Annotated in this window: 12 protein-coding genes and 1 pseudogene; 8 read left to right on the top strand and 5 right to left on the bottom strand. The window is 62.6% G+C overall.

Annotated elements, in window-relative coordinates; all coding sequences use genetic code 11:
• Positions 1-106 precede the first annotated feature (106 nt).
• The 3 genes from BN1143_RS15480 to BN1143_RS15470 form a co-directional block, all read right to left on the bottom strand.
• Entirely contained in the window at positions 107-1,327 is a 1,221-nt protein-coding gene (locus BN1143_RS15480; RefSeq protein ID WP_005307366.1) for an aromatic amino acid transporter, read from the bottom strand.
• A 288-nt stretch (positions 1,328-1,615) separates the two neighbouring features.
• Positions 1,616-2,833: a 4Fe-4S binding protein gene (locus BN1143_RS15475; RefSeq protein WP_017784668.1), complete on the bottom strand. Its 1,218-nt coding sequence runs from the start codon at positions 2,831-2,833 to the stop codon at positions 1,616-1,618.
• Between the two features lie 245 nt (positions 2,834-3,078).
• Positions 3,079-3,786, bottom strand: a complete 708-nt coding sequence (locus BN1143_RS15470; RefSeq protein ID WP_010635556.1) for a GntR family transcriptional regulator — start codon at positions 3,784-3,786, stop codon at positions 3,079-3,081.
• A 284-nt stretch (positions 3,787-4,070) separates the two neighbouring features.
• On the opposite strand from BN1143_RS15470, the gene BN1143_RS15465 reads away from it, so the two are divergent.
• On the top strand, positions 4,071-5,654 hold the full coding sequence (locus tag BN1143_RS15465) for an alpha-glucoside-specific PTS transporter subunit IIBC (RefSeq protein ID WP_042051272.1): 1,584 nt from the start codon (positions 4,071-4,073) through the stop codon (positions 5,652-5,654).
• A gap of 2 nt (positions 5,655-5,656) precedes the next feature.
• Positions 5,657-6,976 carry a 6-phospho-alpha-glucosidase gene (locus BN1143_RS15460; protein ID WP_042051271.1) on the top strand — a complete coding sequence of 440 codons (1,320 nt, stop codon included), beginning with the start codon at positions 5,657-5,659 and terminating at the stop codon, positions 6,974-6,976.
• Positions 6,977-7,045: 69 nt separating this feature from the next.
• On the opposite strand, the gene BN1143_RS15455 is transcribed toward BN1143_RS15460, so the two are convergent.
• Positions 7,046-8,050: a substrate-binding domain-containing protein gene (locus tag BN1143_RS15455; RefSeq protein ID WP_005307337.1), complete on the bottom strand. Its 1,005-nt coding sequence runs from the start codon at positions 8,048-8,050 to the stop codon at positions 7,046-7,048.
• Between the two features lie 435 nt (positions 8,051-8,485).
• On the opposite strand from BN1143_RS15455, the gene BN1143_RS15450 reads away from it, so the two are divergent.
• The 6 genes from BN1143_RS15450 to BN1143_RS15425 all read left to right on the top strand — a co-directional run bounded on the left by BN1143_RS15450 (position 8,486) and on the right by BN1143_RS15425 (position 14,289).
• Positions 8,486-9,607, top strand: a complete 1,122-nt coding sequence (locus BN1143_RS15450; RefSeq protein ID WP_042051269.1) for a branched-chain amino acid ABC transporter substrate-binding protein — start codon at positions 8,486-8,488, stop codon at positions 9,605-9,607.
• Between the two features lie 64 nt (positions 9,608-9,671).
• Positions 9,672-10,598 (top strand): high-affinity branched-chain amino acid ABC transporter permease LivH, encoded by a 927-nt coding sequence (gene livH / locus BN1143_RS15445; RefSeq protein ID WP_042051267.1) that lies wholly within the window; start codon positions 9,672-9,674, stop codon positions 10,596-10,598.
• Positions 10,598-11,866, top strand: coding sequence for a high-affinity branched-chain amino acid ABC transporter permease LivM (locus BN1143_RS15440; RefSeq protein ID WP_019841062.1), 1,269 nt, complete (start codon positions 10,598-10,600; stop codon positions 11,864-11,866). The genes livH and BN1143_RS15440 overlap by 1 nt, the downstream gene beginning before the upstream one ends.
• Before the next feature lie 100 nt (positions 11,867-11,966).
• The gene (gene livG, locus BN1143_RS15435) at positions 11,967-12,740 is read left to right on the top strand and encodes a high-affinity branched-chain amino acid ABC transporter ATP-binding protein LivG (protein WP_005307326.1); all 774 of its coding nucleotides are present in this window, start codon (positions 11,967-11,969) and stop codon (positions 12,738-12,740) included.
• Between the two features lie 10 nt (positions 12,741-12,750).
• Positions 12,751-13,452 (top strand): ABC transporter ATP-binding protein, encoded by a 702-nt coding sequence (locus BN1143_RS15430; RefSeq protein WP_042051264.1) that lies wholly within the window; start codon positions 12,751-12,753, stop codon positions 13,450-13,452.
• 3 nt (positions 13,453-13,455) lie between these two features.
• On the top strand, positions 13,456-14,289 hold the full coding sequence (locus BN1143_RS15425) for a helix-turn-helix transcriptional regulator (RefSeq protein WP_042051263.1): 834 nt from the start codon (positions 13,456-13,458) through the stop codon (positions 14,287-14,289).
• Here BN1143_RS15425 and BN1143_RS15420 read toward each other — a convergent pair.
• Positions 14,286-14,486 (bottom strand): annotated as a pseudogene (locus tag BN1143_RS15420) (LysE family translocator); the annotation flags it as partial. The gene BN1143_RS15425 and the pseudogene BN1143_RS15420 sit on opposite strands and share 4 nt — an antisense overlap.

Genomic DNA, 14,486 nt, shown 5'->3' with positions numbered 1-14,486 from the left:
ACCCCAATCTGTCTGTCTAAGTCACAATCTGGCATGCAAAACGGCGCCATCAGGCGCCGTTTTTTGTCGCGGCCTGCCGCGGCAGACCGGGGGGAATTCAGCCCCTTCAGCCGGTATAGACCGGCAGCAGGCCCGCCATGTTGAGCAGGTGGAAGGCGGCGGTCAGCACCCCGAACAGGAAGACGCCGACGATCATCGGCATACCGCCCGGTGCGCGGAAACCCTCGTCCTTGCCCTCCTGCTTGCCGGCGCGCACCTTCCAGGCCAGCAGGGCCGGGATGATGCAGGTCCACAGGGTGGCCACGGCGCCCGCGTAGCCGATGGCCATCAGGAAGCCGAACGGGAACAGCAGGGAGAGCAGCAGCGGCGGCAGGAAGGTGGCGGCCCACGACTTGGCGCGGCCCTGGCGGCTGTTGTCGAACTTGAACAGATCCGCCAGATAGTCGAACACCCCCAGCCCCACCCCGATGAAGGAGGAGAGGATCGCCGCCATGGAGAAGGCGTTGAGGGCGCTGGCGACCGCCTCGGATTCAATCACCGAAGCCAGCGCCTTGAGCAGCACGTCGACGTTGCCGCCCTGCGCCACCACGGGCCCGAACTCGCTGCGCGGCAGGTTGCCGAACACGCTCACCAGCCAGATGAGGTAGAACAGCAGCGCGATGGCAGTGCCGCCGAGGATGGCGTAGCGGGCACGGCGCTCCTCACCGTAGTAGGCGCGCATGGAAGAGACTGAGTGGTGATAGCCGAACGAGGTGAGCGCCACCGGCAGCATGGCCAGCGCATAGGGGGCATAGCTGGCGTGCTGGCTCAGGGTGTCGAACAGCAGGGTCGGCTTGATGTTGATGGAAAGCCCCGAGATGCCAAACACGAAGCTGAGCCCCATGGCGATGACCAGCACTACTGAGATGCGATCCACCGCCCGGGTGGAGTGCCACACCAGGCCGGAGAAGCCCAGGGTAAACAGGATGGAAGCCCACTGGCTGCCGATGCCGGTCATGCCATCAATGATGAGGCCGGCCGAGGTGATGTAGGCGTAGAGCAAGATGCCGCCGACGAAATAGACGGTGAGGTTGTTGAAGGCGTTCACCTTCTCCCCCAGCAGCTCACGGGTGACGGTATCGAACGACACGCGCAGCGGATAACCCTGATAGGACTCCAGCAGCATCCAGCCGGAGACTGTCATCACTATCATGGTCAGGGTGATGGCTAGTACCGACCAGAGGGTCCAGGCACCCGCCCCCGCACTCGGCAAACCCAGCATGCCAGCCCCGACACAGACGCCGGCAATGATGCATGCCCCGCCCACCAACGATGGTTTCTGTCCCATTTACTTCTCCAAAGACGATTGTGGATCTGATCGCGACCGCGGACCGTTGCATGTGCTACGCCGGTTGTCATGGTAGATCGCGCTCATCTAGGTGCCGGCGCCCGGCGCTGGCTGCTTCGAAGGGGAAGCGAGGTGCGCTCAGGGCTGACTGCCGGTCCGGCACGGCTGCAGAGCCGCCATGTCGGGGAAGGGACTTTACCCTGCTCCCCCTCAGGTATCAAATTTGGGTGCATTTTTCAGGCAGCCCGGCCCCCCTGGGCAGACCGCCTTTGACCGGCGTGTCGGTATTCAATGGGTCAACTGCGGCAGCAGTTGCAGCAGCTGGGCCCGCACCTCGAGCGGCGTCTGGCTGACCCAGATCCCCAGCAGGCCATAACAAAGCAGTGGCAACACCAGCAGCAACAGGCAGAGCAGCCCCAGCAAGCGTGGAGGGCTGAACCTGCGCCCCCGCGTGCCCAAGTGCAGCGCATCGGCCCGCTTCGGGCAGGCGGCCACGCAGCTCAGGCAGCTGGTGCACTCGAGGCTGCGCACCGCGATGAGCTGGTGTACCTGGATGCGCGACGGGCAGGCCCGGCTGCACTTGTCGCAATCGTGGCCCTGGCTTCGCAGGCAGCGAGCCGGGTCGCGGCGGATGCGCAGCGGTGTCAGCAACCCCAGCAGGGCGAGCCATGCGCCATAGGGGCAGAGGTAGCGGCAGAACCCTTGCCGGAAGGTGGCGGTGAGCAGCAGCACCCAGCCAAGGCACAGACCCGAGATCAGGGTCAGATTGAAGAAGAAGGCCCCCATCTTCATGTCCGCCGCCTGATGGTAGGGGCTGGCGAGGTAGCCGGGCAGGGCAGCGCTTGGCACCGCGATCAGCACGATGAAGAGCAGAAAGGCGAGCACCAGAAACTTCTGGCCGCGCAACACGACGTCCAACCAGCGCGGCGGCGTCCACTCCCCCGGCAACAGGCGACTGCGCAGGCCGTGCAGCCACTCCCCCACCAGCCCGAGCGGGCAGAACCAGGCACAGAACGCCCGCCCCAGCAGCAGAGCCGACAGCGAGAGCACCAGCACGGTGACGGTGGCCGCCGGATGGTGCGGATCCACCAGCCCCTGCCCGAGCCAGGCCCGCAGCCCGAGCCCGCCGGCGATGGGCAGGAAACCGTCCACCACGTCAGGGCGCACCAGCCAGGGGCTAATCCCCTGCCCCAGCTGCCAGACATGCAGGCAGTACTGCAGCGTCACCAGCCCCCAGCAGAGCAACAGCAGCTGGCGCGTGCGCGCCCGCAGCCACTGGCTGTCGAGCGCCTCGAGGGCGGGCAGCGGCCGCTGGTGGTGCCAGAGGGCAAGCCCGGCGGCCACCAGCCCCAAGCCGAACCAGAGCAGACTGTCCGCCGTCAGCAACCAGAGCATGAGCAGCAGGCCGAGGGCAAGACGCCACTGCCAGCCCGATCGCGCCTGCCATGCCAGCAGCACCAGATAGGCCAGGCCGGCGGCCATGGTCACGGCTTCGATCACGCTCATGTTTCCCTCACTGCCTCATCCACCACTGGCGGCAAGGATAACTGACATCTGAGTTGACCATTTTGATCTGCATGGGCAGAGAGGGACATTTGCGCCCAATGCCCCTCCCCATGGTTGCACCTTATGCCTTGCGGCTGTTGAACAGCGGCTGGTTCGACTCGAACTGATGTACCAACCCCAAACCCATCAAACAAAAACCCCCTCGTTGGCAAGGGGGTTGGCATACGCAACAAGGTGGGGGCAGGCTAGCCGCGGGCGCGGCGCAGGTGGTAGTCGACGTGATAGTCGTTGGCATTGCGGAACATGATGGAGTAGTTGAGAAACTCGCCGTTTTCACCGTATGAGAGCGAAGTGAGTCGCAGGATGGGCGCCCCCTGCTCGATGTGCAGCAGCTCGGCCATGCGCCGGTCGGCCAGCACGGCGCTGAAGCTCTCGTAGTTGCCGGCGATGGGGAGCTGGCACTCGTTCTCGATGTAGGCGAACTTGGATCCCTCCAGATGGGCTACCGAGAGGGTACGAAACAGCCGCACCGGCATGTAGCTCTCCTCCACCAGCAGGGCCCGGCCGTCCACCGAACGCACCCGGTTGGAGAAGTAGACCGGCTCGTTCACCTTGATCCTGAGCTGGCTGGCGATGGCGGGCGGGGCCGGCATGGTGCGAAACTCCAGCACCTCGCTGGTCAGGCTGCGGCCCTGTTCACGCATCAGCTCGGTGAAACCGCTCAACCCCTTGGTCTCGTGCTGCACATCCTTCTTGGTCACGTAGGTGCCGCTGCCGTGGCGCCGCTCCACCAGCCCCCACTCGATCAGCATGTCCACCGCCTTGCGCACCGTCATCCGCGATACCCCGAACTGACTCGCCAGAGTTTTCTCGCTCGGCAGGACATCCCCCACCCGGCAATCCGCCCCGTTGACCCGGATACGCAATCGATCCGCCACCGATTTGTAGATCACTGCTAGACCTCTCTTTACCCAGCCGGGGTGGCGACCCATTTGCTCACCTTTATTTCAACCAGCTGAAAATAAACAATTTTAAATTCAAACAACCCGATAAAAACGTCACAAAAACAAGACGTACAACAATATCGCAAAAATTAGATCTCTTTGTCTAAATAAGTGCATGCGCCGGATCACATAACCACCACATATTTCATGAGGGGGTTATCGCTTGTTGTTAGGTTCAATTCAGCAATACGACAACAGCAGTCAGACAATTCTCTAATAAAAAGGGACGCTATATGCTCAGTCAAATTCAACGTTTTGGCGGGGCAATGTTTACGCCTGTATTACTGTTTCCATTCGCAGGTATGGTGGTAGGCATTGCAATCATGCTGAAAAACCCCATGTTCGTGGGAGAGACGCTGGCCAGTCCTCAGGGACTGTTTTTTCAAATAGTTCATATTATTGAAGAGGGTGGCTGGACGGTATTTCGAAATATGCCGCTGATATTTGCCATCGGCCTGCCGATCGGGCTGGCAAATAAGGCCCAGGCCCGCGCCTGCCTCTCCGTGCTGGTCAGCTTCATGACCTGGAACTACTTCATCAATGCCATGGGGATGACCTGGGGCGACTATTTCGGGGTCGACTTCAACCAGGCGGTCGGTGGCGAGAGCGGGCTGGCCATGGTGGCCGGCATCAAGACCCTGGACACCAGCATCATAGGTGCCATCGCCATCTCCGGCATCGTCACCGCCCTGCACAACCGGCTGTTCGACCGGCAGTTGCCGGTCTTTCTCGGCATCTTCCAGGGCAGCTCGTTCGTCACCATAGTCGCCTTCTTCGTGATGATCCCCTGCGCCTGGCTGACCCTGCAGGGCTGGCCCAAGGTGCAGATGGGCATCGCCTCCCTGCAGGAGTTCATGCTGGTCTCCGGCCCGCTCGGCGTCTGGGTTTACACCTTCCTTGAGCGGATCCTGATCCCGACCGGCCTGCACCACTTCATCTACGGCCCCTTCATCTTCGGCCCGGCCGCGGTGGAAGGCGGCATTCAGCTCTACTGGGCCCAGCACATGCTGGAGTTCAGCCAGAGCACCCGGCCGCTGATCGAGCTGTTCCCCCAGGGCGGCTTCGCCCTGCACGGCAACTCCAAGATCTTCGGGGCCATGGGGATTGCGCTCGCCATCTACGCCACCGCCGCCAAAGAGAACAAGGCCAAGGTGGCCGGCCTGCTGATCCCGGCCACCCTGACCGCCATGCTGGTGGGGATCACCGAGCCGCTCGAGTTCACTTTCCTCTTCATTTCGCCCCTGCTATTCGCCATCCATGCCCTGCTGGCGGCCACCATGGCGACCGTGATGTACCTGTTCGGGGTCGTCGGCAACATGGGCGGCGGTCTGCTCGACCAGTTCCTGCCGCAGAACTGGATCCCCATGTTCCACAATCACGCCGGCATGATGTTTACCCAGATTGCCATCGGGCTGACCTTTACCGGGATCTGGTTCCTGATATTCCGCACGCTCATTCTGAAATTCAATTTGAAAACCCCGGGGCGGGATGAAAGCGAAATAAAACTGTATTCCAAGGCCGATTATCAGGCCGCCAAAAAACAGCGTGGCCATGATATTGCCGGCCATATTCTGGTGGCGCTCGGTGGCGCGGAAAATATCAACAGCCTGAACAACTGTGCCACCCGGCTGCGCATATCGCTGCGCGATGCGGGCCTGGTGGCAGCGGATGATGCTTTCAAACAGTTGGGTGCCCACGGCGTGGTCCGCCACGGTGACAGCATCCAGATCATTATCGGTCTGCATGTCCCCCAGCTAAGGGAAAACATGGAGAGCCTGATGAACAACCCCTCCTCTTCTTTCGTAACGGAGTCATGATCATGAAAAAATTCTCTGTCGTCATTGCCGGCGGTGGCAGCACCTTTACCCCGGGCATCGTTCTCATGCTGCTGGAGAACCAGCACCGCTTCCCGCTGCACGAGATCAAGTTCTACGACAACGATGGTGCCCGCCAGGAGGTGATCGCCGAGGCCTGCCGCGTCCTGCTCAAAGAGAGAGCCCCGGACATCGCCTTCAGCTATGGCACCGACCCCAAGGCGGCCTTCAGCGGGGTGGACTTCGTGATGGCCCACATCCGGGTCGGCAAGTACCCCATGCGCGAGCTGGACGAGAAGATCCCGCTGCGCCATGGCGTGGTTGGCCAGGAGACCTGCGGCCCGGGCGGCATTGCCTACGGCATGCGTTCCATCGGCGGCGTGCTGGAGCTGGTCGACTACATGGAGCAGTACTCGCCGGATGCCTGGATGCTGAACTACTCCAACCCGGCCGCCATCGTGGCCGAGGCGACCCGTCGCCTGCGTCCCCACGCCAGGATCCTCAACATCTGCGACATGCCCATCGGCATCGAGGGGCGGATGGCCCAGATCGCCGGCCTGCCGTCACGCAAGGAGATGCGGGTACGCTACTACGGCCTCAACCACTTCGGCTGGTGGACCCGCATCGAGGATCTGGCGGGCAACGACCTGATGCCAGCCATCAAGGCCCACGTGGCCAAACACGGCTATGTGCCCAAGCAGGCCGGCCACGCCGAGGCCAGCTGGAACGACACCTTCGCCAAGGCCAGGGACGTGTGGGCCCTTGATCCGGACACCCTGCCCAACACCTATCTGAAGTACTACCTCTACCCGGACTATGTGGTGGCCCACTCCAATCCGGAGCACACCCGCGCCAACGAGGTGATGGAGCACCGCGAGAAGCAGGTGTTCAGCGCCTGCCGCGCCATCGTGGCAGCCGGCAATGCCGCAGCCGGCGAGCTGGAGATCGACGAGCACGCCTCCTACATAGTGGATCTGGCCACCGCCATCGCCTTCAACACCCAGGAGCGGATGCTGCTGATCGTGCCGAACCGGGGCGCCATCCCCAACTTCGACCCGGAGGCCATGGTCGAGATCCCCTGCCTGGTGGGCAGCCGCGGCCCCGAGCCGCTGCAGGTGGGCAACATCCCGCTGTTCCAGCAGGGCATGATGGGCCAGCAGGTGGCCGTCGAGAAGCTGGTGGTGGAGGCGTGGATCGAACGCTCCTATCAGAAGCTGTGGCAGGCGATCACCCTCTCCAAGACGGTGCCGAGCGCCTCGGTGGCCAAAGCCATCCTGGACGACCTGATCGCCGCCAACCAGGAGTACTGGCCGCCGCTGCAATAAACGCGGGCCAAACAAAAACCCCCTCGCTGGCGAGGGGGTTTTCTTGTTGCTGGCTCTGCCGTGGCGCGATCAGCGCAGGGACTTGACCGAGCGGCGGACGATGAGCTCGGGCTGCACCGTCATCGACTCGACCTCCAGCTCCTTGTTGCGGATCCGGCTCACCAGCTGCTGCACCGCCAGCAGGCCGAGCTCGGCCTTGGGGTGGCGGATGGTGGTGAGCGGCGGGCTGGAGAAGCGCGCCATCTCCACGTCGTCATAACCGATCATGGAGATATCGTCCGGCACCTTGACCCCGGCTTCCCAGGCGGCGCAGATGGCGCCGATGGCCATGGGATCGTCGAAGGCAAACACCGCGGTCGGCCGCGGGGTGAGGGCCAGGATCCGCTGCATGGCATCGAAGCCGCTCTGGCTCTCGTAATCCCCTTCGAAGACCTGCTCGTCTTTCAGGGTCAGACCCTGCTCGGCCAGGGCATCGCGCACCCCGTCCAGCCGCTGCTGGGTGGTCGGCTTGGCCAGCTGACCCGTGATGCAGACGATGTCGCGGTGACCCTGCTCCAGCAAATGACGCACGGCCAGGCGTGCCCCGATGCGGGCGTTGTCATTGATGACGTTGGCAAAATCGCACTCGGTACCCCAGTCCAGCACCACTTGCGGCACGTTCTTGTGGATGCGCAGCATGTCGCGCAGCGGGGTATCGATGTCGGTTCCCAACACCAGCAGACCGTCGACCCGCTTCTCCATCAGCATGCGCAGGTAGTGCTGCTGACGGGGCGGCTGGTTCTCGGTGTTGCAGAGGATCAGGCTGTAGCCCTGCTCGAAGCAGTACGCCTCCACCCCTTGCACCACTTCCGCAAAGAAGGGGTTGGCACTGGTGGTCACCAGCATGCCGATGGTCTTGGTCGAGTTTATCTTGAGGCTGCGCGCTACCGAGTTGGGCGCGTAGTTGAGTTCTGCCACCGCCTCAAGCACTTTTTGGGTTGCGTCTTCGCTGACCCGACGAGTGTGATTGAGTACATGTGAGACGGTGGAGATGGATACGCCTGCGCGGGAGGCGACATCCTTGATAGTGGCCATCTCTGTCTCCTGAAGATCAAAGGCGGAACATTAGCAGATTTCCCGAATAAAGGCTTGGTTTTAACGAGTGCTGCCAATGAATTGTCAATGCTGGCTAATCTAGGCGGTCATTTCTATTTGCGCAAACGGATTTTGGTCAAAATGGGAGCAGCGTCAGAGTAAAATATCGTCAGTTTTTTCATCTATCATTTATCGAAAGTGCGCCTTGTTGAGAAGATGTTAATTGCCATCATCAGCATCAACTTCTAAATAGATAACTGTAATTAGATATTTGTTTCAAAAAAGCACTATTACCCCCTCTCTGGTTAGTATCTTTAACAGCTTGTTATTGCCCAGCGAGGAATGATAGAACCATACCTATTGCCGGACTGGCGGGATCACGGTTCGGAATGGCACACGGAAAATGAAACAATCCACTGATTAAGGGACGAATCGATGAATAAGTTGAGCAAAATGGCAGTCAGGGTAGCGGTTTCTATGGCCCTGTTCGGATCGGTCTCACTGGTCCACGCGGCGGATACCATCAAGATCGGCATCGCCGGTCCGGTCACTGGCCCGGTCGCCCAGTACGGCGACATGCAGTTCACCGGCGGCAAGATGGCGGTCGAGCAGATCAACAAGGCCGGCGGCATCAAGGGCAAGCAGATCGAAGCCGTCATCTATGACGATGCCTGCGATCCGAAACAGGCCGTGGCGGTCGCCAACAAGGTGATCAACGACGGCGTCAAGTTCGTGGTCGGCCATCTCTGCTCCGATAACACCCTGCCCGCCTCCGACATCTATGAAGATGAAGGCGTGCTGATGGTGACCCCGGCCTCCACCAACCCCAAGATCACCGAGCGCGGCTATCAGCTGGTGCTGCGTACCATCGGCCTGGACAGCGACCAGGGGCCGACTGCCGCCAAATACATCATCGAGCAGGTCAAACCCCAGCGCGTGGCCGTCATCCACGACAAGAAACAGTACGGTGAAGGCATCGCCTCCAGCGTGAAAGCGGCGCTGGACAAGGCCGGCGTCAAGGTGGTGGCGTTTGAAGGCATCACCGCCGGTGACAAGGACTTCTCCGCCCTGATCGCCAAGCTGCAGAAAGAGAACGTCGATTTCGTCTACTACGGCGGCTATCACCCTGAGCTGGGTTTGATCCTGCGTCAGGCCGGCGAGAAGGGCCTCAAGGCCAAGTTCATGGGTCCGGAAGGGGTGGGTAACAAGGACATCTCCGCCATCGGCGGCCCGGCTTCCGAAGGCCTGCTGGTCACCCTGCCGAACAAGTACGACCTGGTGCCGGCCAACGCCCCGCTGGTTGCCGCGTTCAAAGCCAAGGGTCAGGACTCCTCCGGTCCGTTCGTGTGGACCACCTATGCCGCGGTGCAAACCCTGGCTGCCGGTATCGCCAAGGCGGGTGAGGATGACCCGGCTGCCGTTGCCGCCGCCATCAAGGCCGCACCGGTCGATACCGTGATGGGCCCCCTCAGCTGGGCTCCCAACGGCGACCTGAAAGGGTTTGAATTCGGTGTGTTCCAGTGGCACGCCGACGGTACCTCTACCCAACTCAAGTAATCTGCCGGTCGGGGTGACGTGAGTCACCCCTCCTTTCTTTGCGGGCAAGTACAGGGATCGCAGTATGTCCGAACACTTCCTTTACCTGGTTCAGCAGTTGCTGAACGGGTTAACCATAGGCAGCACCTATGCGTTGATCGCCATCGGCTACACCATGGTCTATGGCATCATCGGCATGATCAACTTCGCCCACGGCGAGGTCTACATGATCGGCTCCTATGTCGCTTTCATGGTGATGGCGGGGCTCATGATGATGGGCATCGACAGCACCTTTCTGCTGCTGGGGGGCGCCTTCCTGGTCAGCATCATCATCACCGGCAGCTATGGCTGGACCATAGAGCGGGTCGCCTATCGCCCGCTGCGGGGCGGCAACCGGCTGATCCCCCTCATCTCCGCCATCGGCATGTCGATCTTCCTGCAGAACATGATGCGGATGGCCCAGGGCTCGCGCGACATCGCCATGCCCACCCTGCTCTCCGGCGGCTGGACCCTGGGTGAAGCCGACGGCTTCCAGGCCAGCCTCTCCTGGATGCAGCTCATCATCTTCGTGGTGACCTTCATCACCATGCTGGCGCTGACCCAGTTCATCGGCCGCTCCCGCATGGGCCGCGCCTGTCGCGCCTGTTCGGAAGACATCAAGATGGCCAACCTGCTGGGGATAGACACCCACGTGGTCATCTCCATCACCTTCGTGCTGGGGGCCACCCTGGCCGCCGTCGCCGGCGTGCTGCTCGGCATGTATTACGGCGTCATCAACCCCTACCTCGGCTTTATGGCCGGCTTGAAGGCCTTTACGGCGGCGGTGCTTGGCGGCATCGGCAGCATTCCCGGTGCCGTGCTGGGCGGCCTGCTGCTCGGCGTGGTGGAGGCGCTCACCGCCGGCTACCTCAGCACCGAGTACAAGGATGTGATGGCGTTCGCCCTGCTCATCTTCGTACTGCTCTTTATGCCGACCGGCATCCTGGGCCGCCCGGAAGTGGAGAAAGTATGATGAAACGCCAATTCATTCATGCCTGCATCGCCAGCCTGGTACTGCTGGTGCTCTCCTTCTGGCTGCTCGGCTTCAAGCTGGAGACCGACGGCACCCGCCTGCTGGTGGTGAGCCGGCTCGACGTGTCGCTGGCCTGGCTGTTGGGCGGCGCCACCCTGGTGTTCTGGTTCCAGATGCTGCGCGGCCAGATAAGCCGGCTGTTCCAGGCCTCCATCAGCGGCTTCTCGGTCGGCTTCACCAAGCTGGTGCTGCCAAGCCCGGAAGAGGCGCCCAAGCTCTATAACCTGACCGCCGTACTGGTGCTGCTGTTTGCGGTGAGCTGGCCCTTCATGGCCTCCCGCGGCGCCATCGATCTCGCCACCCTCACCCTGATCTATATCATGCTGGGGCTGGGTCTGAACGTGGTGGTGGGCCTCGCCGGCCTGCTCGATCTCGGCTATGTCGGCTTCTACGCGGTCGGCGCCTACAGCTATGCCCTGCTCAACAGCTACTTCGGGCTCAGCTTCTGGGAGTGCCTGCCCATAGCCGGCCTGATGGCGGCCACCTTCGGCTTCCTGCTCGGCTTCCCGGTGCTGCGGCTGCGGGGGGATTACCTGGCCATCGTCACCCTGGGCTTTGGCGAGATCATCCGCATCCTGCTCAACAACATGACCAGCCTGACCGGCGGCCCGAACGGCATCTCCGGCATTCCCAAACCGACCCTGGGGGGGCTGGAGTTCAACCGCACCGTCAAGGATGGCGGCTTCGAGACCTTCCACGAATTCTTCGGCATCGCCTACAACGCCAACCACAAGGTGATCTTCCTCTACCTGATGGCGCTGGTGCTGGTGGTGGCGACCCTGTTCGTCATCAACCGCCTGCTGCGCATGCCGCTCGGCCGCGCCTGGGAGGCGCTGCGGGAAGACGAGATCGCCTGCAAGTCGCTGGGGCTCAACCCCACCATCATCAAGCTGACCGCCTTCACCATAGGCGCCTGTTTCGCGGGCTTCGCCGGCAGCTTCTTCGCCTCGCGCCAGGGCTTCATCAGCCCGGAGTCCTTCGTCTTCATCGAGTCGGCCATCGTGCTCGCCATCGTGGTGCTGGGCGGCATGGGCTCCCAGATCGGGGTGGTGCTGGCCGCCATCGTGATGACGGTGCTGCCGGAGCTGGCGCGCGAGTTCAACGAGTACCGCATGCTGATGTTCGGCCTCTTGATGGTGTTCATGATGATCTGGCGGCCACAAGGATTGCTGCCGATGACCCGTCCGCATCTGGAGTTGAAGAAATGAGTACGCATCAGAAGTTGTTGGACGTCTCTGAGCTGTCGATGCGCTATCTGGCCGGATTGCTGGCGGTGACTTGCTCCACCCTGGACTGGGAGCTGAAAAAATGAGTACTCATCAGAAGTTAATGGAAGTCTCTGATCTGTCGATGCGCTTCGGAGGGTTGCTGGCCGTCAACGGGGTCAAGCTGGATGTGGAAAAGGGGGAGGTGATCTCCATCATAGGTCCCAACGGGGCCGGCAAGACCACCATCTTCAACTGCCTGACCGGCTTCTACCGCCCGAGCGGCGGCATCATTCGCTACAAGGGCGAGGAGATCCAGGGGCTGCCCGGTCACCTCATCGCCCGCAAGGGAATCGTGCGCACCTTTCAGCACGTGCGGCTGTTCAAGGACATGACGGCGGTGGAAAACCTGCTGGTGGCCCAGCACAGGCACCTCAACACCGGTTTTCTGGCCGGGCTGTTCAAGACCCCGGCCTTTCGCCGCGCCGAGCGGGAGGGGCTGGAGCAGTCCGCCTTCTGGCTGGAGAAGGTGGGGCTCAAGGATCTCGCCAACCGCGCCGCCGGTAACCTGGCCTATGGTCAGCAGCGCCGGCTCGAGATAGCCCGCTGCATGGCGACCCGGCCCGAGCTGCTGATGCTGGACGAGCCGGCCGCCGGCCTCAACCCCCACGAGACCGACGAGCTGAACGAGCTTATCTCCAACCTGCGGGACGAGTTCGGGGTCTCGGTGCTGCTGATCGAGCACGACATGAAGCTGGTGATGGAGATCTCCAACCGCATCTTCGTGGTCAACCAGGGTACCCCGCTGGCCCACGGCAAGCCGGATGAAATCCGCAGCAATCCGGCAGTGATCAAGGCCTATCTGGGCGAGTCGTAAGGACAAAAAGATGTTAGAACTTCGCAACGTATCGACCCACTACGGCAAGATCCAGGCGCTGCACGACGTCAGCGTCGAGGTGAAAGAGGGGGAAATCGTCACCCTGATCGGCGCCAACGGTGCCGGCAAGACCACCCTGCTGATGACCCTGTGCGGCGAGCCCAAGCCCAGCAGCGGCTCCATCTGGTTCGAGGGGGAGCAGATAGACTCGCTCTCCACCGCCCGCATCATGCGCAAGGACATCGCCGTGGTGCCGGAGGGGCGCCGCATCTTCGCTCGCCTGACGGTGGAGGAGAACCTGCTGATGGGGGCCTTCTTCGTCGACAAGGCCGAGCAGCGCGGCCTGCTGGATCAGATTTTCACCCTGTTCCCGCGCCTGCATGAGCGACTGGAGCAGCGCGCCGGCACCATGTCCGGCGGTGAGCAGCAGATGCTGGCCATCGGCCGCGCCCTGATGAGCAAGCCGCGCCTGCTGCTGCTGGATGAACCCTCGCTGGGGCTGGCCCCCATCGTCATCCAGCAGATCTTCGACACCATAGAGCAGCTGCGCCGCGACGGCATGACCATCTTCCTGGTGGAGCAGAACGCCAACCAGGCGCTCAAGCTGGCCGATCGCGGCTATGTGCTGGAGAACGGCCACGTGGTGCTGCAAGACACGGGGGCCGCCCTCTTGACCAACCCGGCCGTCCGCCAGGCCTATCTCGGCGGCTGACCCATGAGCAGGGCCGACACGGCGCCGGATCACCACAGCTTCTGGCACGATCCGGCCCTGCCTTTCATCGAGGCGCGGGCGGTGCAGGATGGCCGCCGCGTCTGCTACGACAAGCACAGCCACCCCCACTTCTCCATCGGCGCCATCACCGGCGGCCACAGCCACTATCTCAACCAGCGCAGCCGGCAGGAGGTCGGCCGCGGCCACCTGGTGCTGATGAACCCGGAAGAGGTGCATGCCTGCAACCCGGTAGCCGATGAACCCTGGTCCTATCTGATGTTCTACCTCGACACCGGCTGGCTGCAGCGCCAGCAAGAGGAAGCCGGGCTGGGCCACGAATTTCGCCCCTTCGACATGACCGCCAGCCGGGATCCCCTGCTCTATCAGGGGCTGTGCCGGCTCCATCGGCAGTTGTGGCAGGAGTCGGAGCCGCTGGCGCACGAGGTGGCCTGCCACCAGTTCAGCCGTCAGCTGCTGGCCAGACTCACTCCGGCCAGCTGGGACGATCGGCCGCCGCAGCACCTGCAGCGGGCCGCCGAGCTGATGCAGGACGACTGCAGCAGCGCCCTCACCCTCGCGCAATTGAGCGCGGTGGCCGGGCTCACCCCCTCCCACTTCGTGCGCAGCTTCAGCCGCCACTACGGCATGACGCCCCACGCCTACCTGCTCGATCAGCGCATCCGCCACGCCCGCACCCTGCTCAGGCGGGGAGAGCCGCTGGCAGAGGTGGCGCTGGCCAGCGGTTTTGCCGATCAGGCCCACTTCCAGCGCCAGTTCAAACGGCGGGTGGCCGCCACCCCGGGCCACTACCGCAACCAGCTGACCCGGCCGGGCTAGCGCACCAGATAGGCGGCGCAGAGCAGCAACAACAGCGCCATCGCCCGGTTGAACCAGCGCAGCCGCTGCGGCACCAGCAGCAACCCCTGCAGGCGACTGCCGGCATAGGCCCAGCAGGCGATGGAGCACAGACAAATGACCAGGTAGAGGCCGCTGAACAGGGCCACCTGCCCCACCCCGCCCGCACTGCCATAGGC

This window comes from Aeromonas dhakensis (genome assembly GCF_000820305.1).
GTDB classification, from domain to species: domain Bacteria; phylum Pseudomonadota; class Gammaproteobacteria; order Enterobacterales; family Aeromonadaceae; genus Aeromonas; species Aeromonas dhakensis.
Note: the sequence above shows the minus strand (reverse complement) of the source record. Positions and strands in the feature narration are given on the sequence as shown.